The 13,870-nt window shown below is 72.8% G+C and carries 12 protein-coding genes; 7 read left to right on the top strand and 5 right to left on the bottom strand.

What is annotated here, in order from left to right; all coding sequences use genetic code 11:
• The coding region (gene treS, locus BKA00_RS38115) for a maltose alpha-D-glucosyltransferase (RefSeq protein ID WP_185033461.1) at positions 1-1,691 on the top strand (1,691 nt) is incomplete at its 5' end.
• Positions 1,688-3,196, top strand: coding sequence for a maltokinase N-terminal cap-like domain-containing protein (locus BKA00_RS38110; protein WP_230298758.1), 1,509 nt, complete (start codon positions 1,688-1,690; stop codon positions 3,194-3,196). The genes treS and BKA00_RS38110, both read left to right, overlap by 4 nt.
• 70 nt (positions 3,197-3,266) lie before the next feature.
• Here BKA00_RS38110 and BKA00_RS38105 read toward each other — a convergent pair whose 3' ends face one another.
• Positions 3,267-4,034, bottom strand: a complete 768-nt coding sequence (locus BKA00_RS38105) for a GntR family transcriptional regulator (protein WP_230298757.1) — start codon at positions 4,032-4,034, stop codon at positions 3,267-3,269.
• A gap of 214 nt (positions 4,035-4,248) precedes the next feature.
• On the opposite strand from BKA00_RS38105, the gene BKA00_RS38100 reads away from it, so the two are divergent.
• The 3 genes from BKA00_RS38100 (at position 4,249) to BKA00_RS38090 (ending at position 7,389) form a co-directional block, all read left to right on the top strand.
• Positions 4,249-4,467 carry a hypothetical protein gene (locus BKA00_RS38100; RefSeq protein ID WP_185033459.1) on the top strand — a complete coding sequence of 73 codons (219 nt, stop codon included), beginning with the start codon at positions 4,249-4,251 and terminating at the stop codon, positions 4,465-4,467.
• A gap of 333 nt (positions 4,468-4,800) precedes the next feature.
• Positions 4,801-7,032: a 1,4-alpha-glucan branching protein GlgB gene (gene glgB, locus BKA00_RS38095; RefSeq protein ID WP_185033457.1), complete on the top strand. Its 2,232-nt coding sequence runs from the start codon at positions 4,801-4,803 to the stop codon at positions 7,030-7,032.
• A 9-nt stretch (positions 7,033-7,041) separates the two neighbouring features.
• Complete coding sequence (locus BKA00_RS38090; RefSeq protein ID WP_185033454.1) at positions 7,042-7,389, top strand: ACT domain-containing protein; 348 nt, start codon at positions 7,042-7,044, stop codon at positions 7,387-7,389.
• A gap of 46 nt (positions 7,390-7,435) precedes the next feature.
• On the opposite strand, the gene BKA00_RS38085 is transcribed toward BKA00_RS38090, so the two are convergent.
• Complete coding sequence (locus BKA00_RS38085) at positions 7,436-8,293, bottom strand: NUDIX domain-containing protein (protein WP_185033452.1); 858 nt, start codon at positions 8,291-8,293, stop codon at positions 7,436-7,438.
• A 269-nt stretch (positions 8,294-8,562) separates the two neighbouring features.
• On the opposite strand from BKA00_RS38085, the gene sppA reads away from it, so the two are divergent.
• Positions 8,563-10,266 carry a signal peptide peptidase SppA gene (sppA, locus tag BKA00_RS38080; protein WP_185033450.1) on the top strand — a complete coding sequence of 568 codons (1,704 nt, stop codon included), beginning with the start codon at positions 8,563-8,565 and terminating at the stop codon, positions 10,264-10,266.
• Positions 10,251-10,742, top strand: coding sequence for a flavin reductase family protein (locus tag BKA00_RS38075; protein ID WP_185035369.1), 492 nt, complete (start codon positions 10,251-10,253; stop codon positions 10,740-10,742). The genes sppA and BKA00_RS38075 overlap by 16 nt, the downstream gene beginning before the upstream one ends.
• Before the next feature lie 6 nt (positions 10,743-10,748).
• Here BKA00_RS38075 and BKA00_RS38070 read toward each other — a convergent pair whose 3' ends face one another.
• Genes BKA00_RS38070 through BKA00_RS38060 form a run of 3 tightly spaced genes read right to left on the bottom strand, consistent with a single transcriptional unit; the run spans position 10,749 to position 13,860 of the window.
• Complete coding sequence (locus BKA00_RS38070) at positions 10,749-11,285, bottom strand: ferritin-like domain-containing protein (RefSeq protein ID WP_185033447.1); 537 nt, start codon at positions 11,283-11,285, stop codon at positions 10,749-10,751.
• Positions 11,286-11,305: 20 nt separating this feature from the next.
• Complete coding sequence (gene hutI / locus BKA00_RS38065; RefSeq protein WP_221494450.1) at positions 11,306-12,439, bottom strand: imidazolonepropionase; 1,134 nt, start codon at positions 12,437-12,439, stop codon at positions 11,306-11,308.
• Positions 12,440-12,486: 47 nt separating this feature from the next.
• Entirely contained in the window at positions 12,487-13,860 is a 1,374-nt protein-coding gene (locus tag BKA00_RS38060) for a formimidoylglutamate deiminase (protein WP_185033443.1), read from the bottom strand.
• Positions 13,861-13,870: the final 10 nt, after the last annotated feature.

Below are 13,870 nucleotides of genomic sequence, written 5' to 3'. Positions count from 1 at the left end.
ACTGGTTCAAGACGGCGGTGTTCTACGAGGTGTCGGTCCGGGGCTTCGCCGATTCCAACGACGACGGGTACGGCGATCTGCGCGGGCTGATCTCCAAGCTGGACCATCTGCAATGGCTCGGCGTGGACTGCCTATGGCTGCTGCCCATCTACCAGTCGCCGCTCAAAGACGGCGGCTACGACATCGCCGAATACACGAAGATCCTGCCCGATTTCGGGGAGTTGGGCGATTTTGTCGAGCTGATCGAGCAGGCGCACGCGCGGGGTATCCGGGTCATCGCGGATCTGGTGATGAACCACACCTCCGACCAGCACCCCTGGTTCCAGGCGTCGCGGACCGATCCCGACGGCCCGTTCGGGGACTTCTACATGTGGGCCGACGACGACACCGGCTACCCCGACGCCCGCATCATCTTCGTCGACACCGAGTCCTCCAACTGGACCTACGACCCCGTCCGCGGCCAGTACTACTGGCACCGCTTCTTCGCCCACCAGCCCGACCTCAACTACGACAACCCCGACGTCCAGGACGCCATGCTGGAGAACCTGCGGTTCTGGCTCGACCTGGGCATCGACGGCTTCCGCCTGGACGCCGTCCCCTACCTGTACGCCCGCGAAGGCACCAACTGCGAGAACCTCCCCGAAACCCACGCCTACCTCAAACGCGTCCGCGCCGAGGTCGACCGCCTCTACCCCGACCGCGTCCTGCTCGCCGAGGCCAACCAATGGCCCGCCGACGTCGTGGAGTACTTCGGCGACCCCGCCGCCGGCGGCGACGAATGCCACATGGCCTTCCACTTCCCCGTCATGCCCCGCATCTTCATGGCCGTCCGCCGCGAACAGCGCTACCCCATCTCCGAGATCATGGCCCAGACCCCCAAGATCCCCGACAACTGCCAATGGGGCATCTTCCTCCGCAACCACGACGAACTCACCCTGGAGATGGTCACCGACGAAGAACGCGACTACATGTACACCGAATACGCCAAAGACCCCCGCATGAAAGCCAACATCGGCATCCGCCGACGCCTGGCCCCCCTCCTCGACAACGACCGCAACCAACTGGAGCTGTTCACCGCCCTCCTGCTCTCACTCCCCGGCTCCCCCGTCCTGTACTACGGCGACGAGATCGGCATGGGCGACAACATCTGGCTCGGCGACCGCGACGCCGTCAGAACCCCCATGCAATGGACACCCGACCGCAACGCCGGCTTCTCCACCTGCGACCCCGCCCGCCTCTACCTCCCGGTCATCATGGACCCCATCTACGGCTACCAGGCCGTCAACGTCGAGGCCCAGGCCAACAACCCCGGCTCCCTGCTGCACTGGACCCGCAAAATGATCGAGATCCGGCAGCGCCACCCCGTCTTCGGCGTCGGCTCCTACGTCGAACTGTCCGCCTCCAACCCCTCCGTCCTCGCCTTCACCCGCGAGATCAACGGCGGGGACGCCAACCAGTGGGGCGGCGCGAACACGGTCCTCTGCGTGAACAACCTGTCCCGGTTCCCCCAGCCCGTGGAACTGGATCTGCGGCGTTTCCGGGGCTCGTACCCGATCGAGTGCATGGGCGGCGTCCAGTTCCCCGCCATCGGCGAACTGCCCTACCTGCTGACCCTTCCGGGGCACGGCTTCTACTGGTTCCTGCTCCCGCCGCCGCCGGACGGGCAGGAGCCTGGAGAGGGAGTGATGTGACCGTGGCGCCGTCCGCTCCACAGCCCGACACCTCTCTCGTCCGGCTCCTGGCCGGCTGGCTGCCGCGGCAGCGGTGGTTCGGCGGCAAAGACGGCCCCATCCACGACCTCACCATCGGCACCGCCACCGAACTCCTGCACGGCGACCCCTCCCTGCACCACCTCGTCCTCGACGTCCGCCAGGACGACACCACCGACCACTACCAGCTCCTGCTCGGCGCCCGCCGCGACCTGCCCGAGCATCTCGCGCCGGTAGCGATCGGCCGGTTGGAAAGCCCCGGGCTGGACATCACCGGGTACGTCTACGACGCCGCCCACGACGCGGAGCTGACGCGCCCGCTGCTGGGACTCATGGCGGACGAGCGGACGGTCGGGCCGCTGACCTTCCGTCGCGCGCCCGGCACCGGCATCCGCACGGACCTGGACGCCGCGCCGATCCCGGGCGAGCAGAGCAACACCTCACTGATCTTCGGCGACGCCTACATCTGCAAGCTGTTCCGCCGCCTGTCCCCCGGCGTCAGCCCCGACCTGGAGGTCAACCTCGCGCTCTCCCGGCGGGGCTGCGAGCACGTCCCGAACGTGCACGGATGGATCGAGCTGCAGCCGGGCGCGCTGGGAACCGCGAACGGCTCCGCTCCGGACGCGTCCGCGGGCGGCACGGACTCCGGCGGGGACGAGCCGGTCACGCTCGCGCTGCTGTCGGAGTTCCTGCGCACCGCGACGGACGGCTGGCAGCTCGCGCTCACCAGCGTTCGCGACTGGTTCGCCCAGCCCGCGCCGCCGGGGCCGCCGGAGCCGCCGTCCGCGCCCACCACCCGCGACGCCGGGGCCGCCGGCGGGGACTTCGCCGCCGAGGCCGAGCGGCTCGGCGCGGCCACCGCCGAGGTGCACCGCGACCTCGCCGCCGCGTTCGGCGTGACGCAGGCGCCGCCCGAGCTGCTGCGGGAGATCGTCTTCGCGATGCACGAGCAGCTCGACCAGGTCAGCGCCGCGGTCCCGCAGCTGCGCCCCTACGCGCCCGCGATCCGCGAGGTGTTCGACCGGGTCGCCGCGGAGGCGGCGCCGCTGCCCTTCCAGCGCGTGCACGGCGACTACCACCTCGGCCAGGTCCTGCGCACCGACTCCGGGTGGACGCTGCTGGACTTCGAGGGCGAGCCGGCCCGCACGCCCGCCGAGCGCCGGGCGCCCGCGCACCCGCTGCGCGACGTCGCCGGGATGCTCCGCTCCTTCGAGTACGCCGCGCGGTTCCTGCTGGCCCGGGAGGGCGACCTGCCGCCGGAGGCCTCGGACGAGCTGGAGCTGCGCGCCCAGGCGTGGGCCGAGTGGAACCGGGCGGCGTTCTGCGCCGGCTACGCGGCCGCGGGCGGGCCCGACCCCGCGGCGCACGCGACGCTCGTCCGGGCCTTCGAGTTCGACAAGGCCGTGTACGAGATCCGGTACGAGGCGCGGAACCGTCCGTCGTGGCTGCCCGTGCCGCTGCGGTCCCTGGCCCGGCTGGCGGGCTGACCGGGCCGGGACCGCACCGGCCCGGCTCATACCGGCCCGGCTCGCACCGGCCTCGCTCGCACCGGCCGCGTCACAGGTCGATGGCGTAGTCGAGGACGACCCGGTCGGCGGGCAGCACGATCTCGCGGCAGACCTCCATGACGCCGGCGCGCGACAGCATGCGGCGGGTGATGGCGAGCACCGGCACCCCGCCCGCCATGTTCAGGGTCTCGGCCTCCTCGGGCGTCGGCATGCGGGAGCGGACGGCCTCCTCGACGCGGGTCGGCGGGTACCCGAGGTAGGCCAGCTGCGCGAGCGTCCCGCCGGGCCAGGGCTCGCGCGCCGGGTCGGCGACGGGCGTGTCGCCGACCACGTCCCACGGCAGGTAGTTGACGGAGATCTGCTGCGGCTCCTCGCGCGCGTAGAAGACGAACCGGCGGCGCAGCAGCTCGGTGCCGGACGGCAGCTCGAACAGCGCGCCGAGGTCGTCGTCGGCCCTGACGCGGGAGAACTCCCGGTCCAGCCGGTACTCCTCCCACGCGATCTTCTGGTCGCGGGTGAACGTGGTCTCGGGGACCGCCGCCGGCTCGGCCACCGCGCGGTAGCGCTCCATCGCCACGCGGCGCGCCGGCGGGACGGCCCGGACGAGCGTCCCTCCCCCGCGGCGGGTCTCCACCAGGCCCTCGCCGCGCAGCAGCGCGACGGCCTGCCGCACGACGATCTCCGAGACGCCGTGGAGGTCGCACAGCGCGGCGAGGGTCGGCAGCCGCGTCCCCGGCGGGAGGCTGCCGTCCCGGATCCCTTCTCGCAGGGTGTCGGCGATGCGCAGGTAGGCGGGACGATCCGGCACCGGCGTCACCTCCCTCTCCTCGGGCGCGCCCCCCGGCCTCCTGCCCGCGGCCGTGTTCGAACAGCGTTCGACGCCGCGTTCGATCCTGCTCGTCCCTCCAGTCATCCATACCTTCCAGGCGCTATCCGCGGGGGCACGGTCCGCTTACGGACAGCTTGACACCTCTCAGGCCGAGTAAGACTTTTGTATACAGAAGCGCGGCCGCGGGGAAGGGACGACCTTGATGGGCGACTTCGAGGATCTGAAGGCGGCCATCGAGGGCGAGTTTCCGGGTTGGCAGGTGTGGCGCAGCGACGCGGGCCGCTGGTACGCGACCCGCAGCGGCGACCTCACCGATGCCCAACTCCAGGCGGGATGTGCGATGACGGTGGCCGCGGACGATTCGGAGGGGCTCCGGCGGACGCTGCTCGACCAGGCGCGCGGGGAGTCAGGAGACCGGTGACGGGAGGCGGGGGAGCCAGCGCGGCCCGGTCCGCGCGCGGGGGCGGGCCGGGCTGGGACATTCCGGTACGGAAGGTACCTGTGTCGCTGAGGTGACACAGGAATGGAGCCCAGGGCGGTGGGGTCGGGGTCACCGCTGGGGCGAGGTAGACGTGGCCGCACGGACGGCACATTCGGCGCGACCCCACGACGAAGAGTCGTGCCGGCCGTGCGGCCGCAACATCCGCACCGGAATGCCGGGTTCGCGAAAACAGGTCGGCCCGTCATGTGAGAGCGCCGGTTCTCGGGGCAACCTCATGGGGTAAACGGCTCAGTGACGGGAGGCCATGACGTCATGGCACGGGTGACGCGCGCGGAGATCGATCGACTCGTCGGCGGCGACCACCATGATCCACACGGCGTCCTCGGGGCGCATCCCGGACGGGACGGGGTGACGGTGCGGGCGTTGCGCCCGCTCGCCGAGAAGGTCGAGGTCGTGCTGCCCAGCGGCGACCGGCACCCGCTCCGGCACTTCCACCAGGGGGTGTTCGCCGGGACGCTGCCCGCCGGGTCGTCGCTCGCGGGCACCGAGAAGGACCGGGCGCCCCTCGCCGTCCCCGATTACCGGCTCGCCGTCACCTACGGGGACGGGATCGAGACGATCCAGGACGACCCCTACCGGCACCTGCCGACGCTCGGCGAACTCGACCTGCACCTGATCGGCGAGGGACGGCACGAGGAGCTGTGGCGCGCGCTCGGCGCCCGCGTCCGCTCCTACGCGTCCGCGCTCGGCACGGTGACCGGGACGGCCTTCGCGGTGTGGGCGCCGACGGCGCGGGGCGTGCGGGTCATCGGCGACTTCAACCACTGGGACGGCCGCGCGTACCCCATGCGGTCGCTCGGCTCCACCGGCGTCTGGGAGCTGTTCGTCCCGGGCGTCGGCGACGGCACGTGCTACAAGTACGAGATCCTCGGGGCCGACGGCGTGTGGCGCGCCAAGGCCGATCCGATGGCGCAGGCCACCGAGCGTCCGCCCGCGACGGCGTCCCGCGTCTTCACCTCCTCCTACGAGTGGGAGGACGGCGCCTGGATGGACGCGCGCAAGGAGCACGACTGGCTGCGCGAACCCATGAGCGCCTACGAGGTGCACCTCGGGTCGTGGCGGCCTGGGCTCGGCTACAGGGAACTGGCGGAGGAGCTGACGCAGTACGTCAGCGACATGGGCTTCACCCACGTGGAGTTGCTGCCCGTCACCGAGCACCCCTACGGACCATCCTGGGGCTACCAGGTGACGTCCTACTACGCGCCCACCGCGCGTTTCGGCGACCCCGACGACTTCCGCTACCTCATCGACCGCCTCCACCAGGCCGGTATCGGCGTCATCATGGACTGGGTGCCCGCCCACTTCCCCAAGGACGAGTGGGCGCTGGCCCGGTTCGACGGCACCGCCCTCTACGAGCACGACGATCCGAAGCGCGGCGAGCACCCCGACTGGGGGACGCTCGTGTTCAACTTCGGTCGCGCCGAGGTCCGCAACTTCCTCGTCGCGAACGCGTCGTTCTGGCTGGAGGAGTTCCACATCGACGGGCTGCGCGTGGACGCCGTCGCCTCGATGCTGTACCTCGACTACTCGCGCAAGGAGGGCGAGTGGACGCCCAACATCTACGGCGGGCGGGAGAACCTCGAGGCCATCTCCTTCATCCAGGAGATGAACGCGACGGTCTACAAGCGCAACCCCGGCATCATGACGATCGCGGAGGAGTCGACGGCGTGGCCCGGCGTCTCCCGCCCGACCCATCTCGGCGGGCTCGGGTTCGGGTTCAAGTGGAACATGGGCTGGATGCACGACACGCTCGAATACCTGCGCCACGAGCCGGTGTTCCGGAACTACCACCACAACGAGATCACGTTCTCGCTGGTGTACGCGTTCTCGGAGAACTACGTCCTGCCGCTGTCGCACGACGAGGTCGTCCACGGCAAGGGCTCGCTGCTGAGCAAGATGCCGGGCGACTCCTGGCAGCAGTTCGCCGGGCTGCGGGCGCTGCTGGCCTACATGTGGTCGCATCCCGGCAAGCAACTGCTGTTCATGGGCCAGGAGTTCGGGCAGGGCGCCGAATGGGCCGAGGAGCGCCCGCTGGACTGGTGGCTGCTGGACAACGCCTCCGAGGGGGCCAACCACCTCGGGCTGCAGAAGCTCGTACGCGACCTGAACCACGCCTACCAGGCCGAGCCCGCACTGTGGACGCGCGACAGCGACCACGAGGGGTTCCGCTGGATCGACGGCAACGACGCGGGCGGCAACACCCTCTCCTACCTGCGCTACGGGACCGCGCCGGACGGCGGCGAACCGCCCGTCGTGGCGTGCGTCGTCAACTTCGCCGGGAACCCGCACGAGAACTACCGGGTGGGCCTCCCCCGTGCGGGCCGCTGGCGCGAACTCGTCAACACCGACGCCTACGAGTACGGCGGCAGCGGCGTCGGCAACCTCGGCCGGATCGAGGCGACGCCGGAGCCGTGGCACGGGCTGCCCGCGTCGGCGGAGATGCGCGTCCCTCCCCTGGGGGCGGTGTGGCTCGTTCCTGAATAGGGTGACGGGATGCGCCTGCACATAGTCCCCGGCCAGTTCATGGTGGAGCACCTCCCGCACTCGACGTTCCCGGAGGACGACGAGTGGGTCGCGCTCATCCGGGCCCCCGAGGGACTCACCGTGATCCGGGACGCCTCGCCGTTCGCCGAGACGGACCGGTGGGTCGGCTTCTACGGCGACCCGGGCGACCTCGACACGCCCGGCGTGCTCGCCGGCATTGTGGGGCCGGTGGCCGAGGCCGGCGTGCCCGTCTTCGTCGTCTCGACGTACCACTCCGACCTCGTGCTCGTCCCGGAGCACCGGTCGGAGGTGGCGGCGGGGGCGCTGCGCGACGCCGGCCACCGCGTCGAGAACTGACCCGCGCCCGGAACCGGTCTCCGCCGGTCACCGGCCGCGTGAACGGCTAGAGGCGTTCGAGCAGCCAGCGGGGGCCGGTGATGGCGGCGCCCGCCTCCTCGCAGCGGGCGCGCAGCTCCCGGTCGGCCGTGACCACCAGGTGGGCCTTGCCCGGGTCGCCCCGCCGGACGAGGTCGACGATCGCGTCGTCGCCGCTGCCGGGCGCGGCGACGACCCGCAGGCCGTCGACCGGCTCGTCGGCGACGCCCCGCGCCGCGCCCTCGACGACGAGGACGACCTCCGGGAAGCAGCGGTCATAGGGGAACAGGCCGCCCGGCAGGCCCCGCACGCCGCCGTCGAGGCGCTTCAGGTCGTCGCGGAGCCGCGCGTTCGCGCCCGCCCTGTCCTTCCACCAGCCGTCGGCGCGGGCGCCGACGACGTTCGCCGCGTCCACGACGAGGACGACCCCCCGCATCGCCTCCCGCACGCGGGGCCAGCAGCGCGCGAACGGCTCGAACAGCTTGCGGTCGGTGACCTCTTCCTCGTGCACCCATTCGGCCCCGCGCGTCTCCCGCGACGCGGGCAGCACGGTCTCGCGCTCGGACAAGGAGCCCACGACGGAGGTGAACGACCATCCGCCGTGGTCCTCCACGCTGGTCCCGTGGACGCGGACCGTTCCCGTGTCGAGCGTGCACTCCTCGGACGTCTCGCGCAGCGCCCCGGTGACGACGTCCTCGTGGCTGTGCAGCGCGCCGCCGAACATGCCCCACGTCCCGCCGCCGAGCCCCCACCACGCGCGCTGCTGGAGCAGCACCCACACCTGGCCGGAGGAGTCGCGGTGGTAGGCCAGCAGGCCCGCGGCACCGAACCGTCCCCAGTGCGTGTGCCCCAGGTCGCAGCTCGCCCAGCCGTCGCCGTCTCCCATGCGTCCGACGATAGCGCCGCGGCCCCGCGCCGAAGGGCACAGTGCCCACACCAGGCTCGCCGAATTCCGTTCGGGGTCACCGTGATCAGGGAGAGCGAGGTGAGCGTCGGGGCCCTCGACGTCGACCACCTGCGCGGCGTCCGGGCGGGTCGCCCAGGCGGCGGCCGGCGCGATCCCCCACAAGGCGTTCGCGCGCTGACCCGTCCCGCCCGGCGCGGGTGCGGCCGGGGCGCGGGAACGGCGCCAGGCGAGCGCATAGGCTGGGGCCCATGGTGGATCCCGGCACAGTCGTCAACGTGATCAAACAGGCCCGCGACCGGCGGACGGCCCCGCTGATCCTCGAACTCGACCTCACCGAGGGCATCGTCGAGACCGCGCCGGCCGACCCCGTCTCGGCCTTCCTGTCCATGCGCCGGCCGGGCCTGCGGGACGTCCTGGACGGTCTGCGCCGCGCCCGCTCCGACAGCCGGGTGCGCGCCCTCGTCGTGAAGGTCAGCGGCACCGTCGGGCTGGCGCTCGCCCAGGAGCTCCGCGAGGCCGTGCAGAGCCTGCGGGACGCGGGCAAGCACACCGTCGCCTGGGCCGAGACGTTCGGCGAGGGAGGCCGCGGCACGGTCCCGTTCTACCTGGCCACCGGGTTCGACAAGGTCTACCTCCAGCCCACCGGCGAGGTCGGGCTCACCGGCGTGGCGATCGAGGAGCCGTTCTTCGCCGGCGCGCTGGAGAAGGCGGGCGTCCGGCCGCGGTTCGCCAAGCGCTACGAGTACAAGACCATGGCGAACACGTTTATGGAGAAGACCTACACGCCCGAGCACGAGGAGTCCTCGCAGCGCCTCGTCACCTCGCTCGGCGAGCAGATCACCGCCGGGATCGCCGCCTCCCGCGGCCTGGCGGAGGAGAAGGTCCGCGAGCTCACCGACCGCGGCCCGCTGCTGGCCGCCGAGGCGCTGGAGGAGGGCCTGGTCGACGGCCTCGCCTACCGCGACGAGATCTACGGCGGCCTGCGCGAGGAGTTCGGCGAGGAGGCGCAGCTGCGCTACGTCTCCCGCTACAACCGCGCGCACGGCCTGGCCAACCGGCTCCCGCAGCCCGGAAAGCAGGACGTCGTCGCGTTCATCAACGGGCAGGGCCCGATCCGGCTCGGCCGCAGCGGCCGCGGCGGCCCGCTCCCGAACTCGGGGCCCGCGATGGGGTCGGACACGATCGGCGCCGCGTTCCGCGCCGCCGTGAAGGACGACCGGGTCAAGGCGATCGTGTTCCGCGTCAACAGCCCGGGCGGCTCCGCCGTCGCCTCCGACTCGATCTGGCGCGAGGTCGTCCTCGCCCGCCGCGCCGGCAAGCCCGTGGTCGTCTCCATGGGCAACGTCGCCGCGTCCGGCGGCTACTACGTCTCGATGGCCGCCGACACGATCGTCGCGCAACCCGGGACCATCACCGGCTCGATCGGCGTCGTGGTCGGCAAGGCCGTGGTGAACGACCTGCTGGAGCGGGTCGGCGTCGGCCTCGGCTCGGTCGCCGACGGCGACCACGCCCGCATGTTCAGCGCCACCAAGGACTTCAGCGACTCCGAGTGGGAGCGCGTCAACGCCTCCCTCGACAAGATCTACGACGACTTCACCGCGAAGGTCGCCGAGGGCCGCGAGCTGTCCCGCGAGCGCGTCCACGAGCTGGCCCGGGGCCGGGTCTGGACGGGCGCGGACGCGCGCGAGCGCGGCCTCGTCGACGAGCTCGGCGGCATCGACCTGGCCCTGGACCTCGCCCGCAAGAAGGCGGGCATGGCCTCCGACGCGCCGGTCCGGATCTACCCGCACACCTCGCCGCTGGAGCGGCTGCGCCCGCCGGAGTCCAGCGAGGACCGCACCGCCGCGTCCGCGCGCTTCGACGGCTGGGGCTCCCTCGGCGGGCTCGCCGCGCGGCTCGGCCTGCCCTCCGCCGGCCCGCTCACCCTGCCCGGCGCCTGGGAGATCCGCTGAGCGCCGACTTCGTCGAGGCCGTCGCGGCCTTCGCCACCGGCGTGGTCGTGCTGACCGTCCGCGACGGCCGCGACGACCTCGGCACCACGATCACGTCGTTCATGTCGGTGTCGCTGGACCCCCCGATGGTGCTGGCGAGCGTGGCGTCCTCGTCCTACCTCACCGAGGTGCTCGGCCGGTGCCCGCGCTGGGCCGCGACGATCCTGTCCGCGGACCAGCGCGCCCTGGCGGGCCGGTTCGCCGCCGAGGGGCGCCCGAGCGCGCGCATCCTGCTGGCGAGCGAGCCCCACCACCGCGGTGAGCACTCCGGCGCCCTCGTCCCCGACGCGGGCGTCTCGGCGCTGGAGTGCGAGACGCGCCAGACCGTCGAGGCGGGCGACCACACCCTCTTCGTCGCCGAGGCCGTCTCGACCGACTACGTCAGCGCCGGGCGCGCCCCCCTGGTGAGGGCCGCCCGGCGCTATCTGCCCGGCTAGGGCCGGCTAGGACTTCGGGAAGCGCTCCAGGAAGCCGCGCAGGTCGTCGGCGTGCTCCTCCTCCTGCGCGAGGATCTGCTCGAAGACGCGCTTGGTGGTGGGGTCGCCGTCGCCCAGCCACTGGATGATCTCGGTGTAGGACGCGATGGCGATCCGCTCCGCCACCAGGTCCTCCTTGAGCATCTCGACGAGGTCGAGGCTGGCGTTGTACTCGGCGTGGGCGCGGGTGGTGAGGGTGTCCGGGGAGAAGTCGGGCTCGCCGCCGAGCTGGACGATCCGCTCGGCCAGCATGTCGGCGTGCTGCTGCTCCTCGGCCGCGTGCTGGAGGAACTCGCTCGCGACGGTCTCGGCGTGGATGCCGGTGGCCGTGTAGTAGTGCCGCTTGTACCGCAGCACGCACACGATCTCCGTGGCCAGGGCCTCGTTGCAGACCTGGATCACGCGCTGGACGTCCGCCCCGTACGCCTCGGTGATCGGGCCTTTGTCGATCTCCTGCCGAGCACGCTCGCGCAAGGTCTTGATGTCCGTCAGGAACTCCGCCATCTAGGGGCCTCCACAGTCGACTACAGGAGGCCCTCTACCCGGCGCCCGTGCTTCCACACGGCGTGTGTCTGCGGTACGCCGGGGCGGTATGCGAGGTGGATGTAGGACGGGGCGTCGAGGACGTGGACGTCGGCGCGGGCGCCGGGCGCCAGGTGCCCCACGTCGGTGCGGCGCAGGGCGCGGGCGCCGCCCGCGGTGGCCGCCCACACGGCCTCGGCGGGCGTCATGCGCATGTCGCGGACGGCCACGGCGATGCAGAACGCCATGCTGGAGCTGTAGCAGGACCCGGGGTTGCAGTCGGTGGCGAGGGCGACGGTGGCTCCGGCGTCCAGCAGGCGGCGGGCGTCCGGGTAGGGCTGGCGGGTGGAGAACTCGACGCCGGGCAGGAGCGTCGCGACCGTCCGGGAGGACGCCAGCGCGTCCACGTCGGCGTCGCCGAGGAACGTGCAGTGGTCCGCGGACGCGGCATCCAGCTCGACCGCCAGCCGCACGGCGGGGCCCTGCGTGAGCTGGTTGGCGTGGAGGCGCGGCGACAGGCCCGCCTTGACGCCCGCCGTGAGGACCTCCCGGGCCTGGTCGGCGTCGAAGGCGCCCTCCTCGCAGAAGACGTCCACCCAGCGGGCGTGCGGGGCGCAGGCGGCGAGCATGTCGGTGGCGGCGAGGCGCGCGTACCCGGCGGCGTCGCCCGCGTACTCGGCGGGGACGACATGGGCGCCCAGGTAGGTGACCTCGTCGGCGTACTCGGCGGCGATGCGCACGGCGCGCGCCTCCTGCTCGACCGTGAGGCCGTAGCCGGACTTGCACTCCACGGTCGTGATCCCCTGCCGGGCCATCTCGTCCACGAGGCGGCGCACGTTGGCGCGCAGCTCGTCGTCGGACGCGGCGCGGGTGCGTTCGACGGTCGTGCGGATGCCGCCCGCGGCGTACTTCTCGCCGCTCATCCGGGCGGCGAACTCCTCGGCGCGCTCACCGGCGAAGACGAGGTGGGCGTGGGAGTCCACGAAGCCGGGCAGCACCGCCCGCCCGCCGGCGTCGAAGGACTCGTCGGCGGCGGGGGCCCGGGAGGACGGGCCCGTCCACGCGACCGCGCCGTCCTCGATCACCAGCGCGGCGTCGCGGACGGCGGCCAGGCCGCCGCCCCGCTGGTCGGGCATGGCGGGGTCGTTGGTGACGAGCTCTCCGATGTTGCCGATGACCGTGCTCACCGGCGAAGGATCTCACGGGGAGGCGGTGCGTCGGTGACGGCGGCGATGGAGCGGGCCAGCGCGGCGGGGACGTCCTCGACCAGCAGGTGCCGGCCGTCGTGGACGATCTGGCGGCCGGAGACCACGACGTGCCGCACGTCGGCGGCGGTGGCGGCGAAGACGGCGGCCTCGGCGGCGTGGTCCGGGGCCGCGCCCGCGGTGCGGACCGAGTCGAGGGCGACGGTGACGAGGTCGGCGTAGGCGCCGGGCTCCAGCCGTCCCGCCTCGGGCCAGCCGAGCCCGTAGTGGCCGCTGGAGGTGGCGGCGGCGAGCAGTTCGCCCGCCGTCCAGTGGCCGCGGGCCCGGGTGCGGAGCCGCTCGTCCAGCTCGACCGCGCGGGCCTCCTCGAACAGGTCGACGACGGCGTGCTGGTCGGAGCCGAGGCAGACCGGGGAGCCGGCGTCCGCCAGGTCGCGGGCGGGTCCGATGCCGTCGGCGAGGTCCCGCTCGGTGGTCGGGCACATGCACACGCCGGTCGTCGTCGTCCCGAGGAGGCCGATGTCGTCCTCGGTCAGGTGGGTCGCGTGCACGGCCGTGGTGAGGGCGCCGAGCGCACCGGCCTCGGCGAGCAGGCGGGTCGGCGTCATGCCGTAGGCGTCCTGGCAGTCGCGGTTCTCGGCGGGCTGCTCGGACAGGTGGACGTGCAGCGGCGCGCGGTGCTCCCGCGCCCACGAGGCGACGGCGCGCAGCTGCTCGCGCGGGACGGCCCTGACGGAGTGGATCGCGGCGCCGACGCGGGCGTGGGACCGTCCCGCCTTGCCGGTCTGCTCGTGCAGGCTCTCGACGCGCCGCGCCCAGTTCCCGGCGGTGCCGTCCCCGAACCGCAGCTGCGGCCCGGCGAGCGGCCTGCCGATGCCGCCGGTGAGGTAGCAGGTGTCGAGGAGGGTGATGCGGATGCCCGCGTCGGACGCGGCGTCGACCAGCGCCTCGCCCATCGCGTTCGGGTCCCCGTAGGGGGCGCCGCCCGGACGGTGGTGCAGGTAGTGGAACTCGCCGACGCAGCTGATCCCCGCGAGGGCCATCTCGGCGAACACCGCGGTCGCGAGCGCGCGGTAGGTGTCCGGTTCGAGCCGGTCGGCGACCTGGTACATCTGCTCGCGCCACGTCCAGAACGTCCCGGAGTGCGCCTGGACGCGGGAGCGCAGGGCGCGGTGGAACGCGTGGGAGTGGGCGTTGGCGAGGCCCGGCAGGGTCAGGCCGGGGAGGTGCCGGGCGCCCGGCGCCGCCGGGACTCCGGGGGTGATGCGCGTGATCCGCTCGCCGTCGGCCTCGATGAGCACGTCGGCCGCGACGCCGTCGCCTAGCCAGGCGAACTGGGCATGCCACTGCATAACGGAATCC

It is taken from the genome of Actinomadura coerulea (genome assembly GCF_014208105.1).
GTDB lineage: Bacteria > Actinomycetota > Actinomycetes > Streptosporangiales > Streptosporangiaceae > Spirillospora > Spirillospora coerulea.
This window is presented reverse-complemented; position numbering and strand designations above follow the sequence as displayed.

Bases quoted from the DNA above. Each gene is read 5' to 3' on its own strand.
- BKA00_RS38100 (WP_185033459.1), top strand. From the start codon at position 4,249: ATGGGCGACTTCGAGGATCTGAAGGCGGCCATCGAGGGCGAGTTTCCG.
- glgB (WP_185033457.1), top strand. From the start codon at position 4,801: ATGGCACGGGTGACGCGCGCGGAGATCGATCGACTCGTCGGCGGCGAC.
- BKA00_RS38090 (WP_185033454.1), top strand. From the start codon at position 7,042: ATGCGCCTGCACATAGTCCCCGGCCAGTTCATGGTGGAGCACCTCCCG.
- BKA00_RS38085 (WP_185033452.1), bottom strand. From the start codon at position 8,293: ATGGGAGACGGCGACGGCTGGGCGAGCTGCGACCTGGGGCACACGCAC.
- sppA (WP_185033450.1), top strand. From the start codon at position 8,563: ATGGTGGATCCCGGCACAGTCGTCAACGTGATCAAACAGGCCCGCGAC.
- BKA00_RS38070 (WP_185033447.1), bottom strand. From the start codon at position 11,285: ATGGCGGAGTTCCTGACGGACATCAAGACCTTGCGCGAGCGTGCTCGG.
- hutI (WP_221494450.1), bottom strand. From the start codon at position 12,439: ATGCCCGACCAGCGGGGCGGCGGCCTGGCCGCCGTCCGCGACGCCGCG.
- BKA00_RS38060 (WP_185033443.1), bottom strand. From the start codon at position 13,860: ATGCAGTGGCATGCCCAGTTCGCCTGGCTAGGCGACGGCGTCGCGGCC.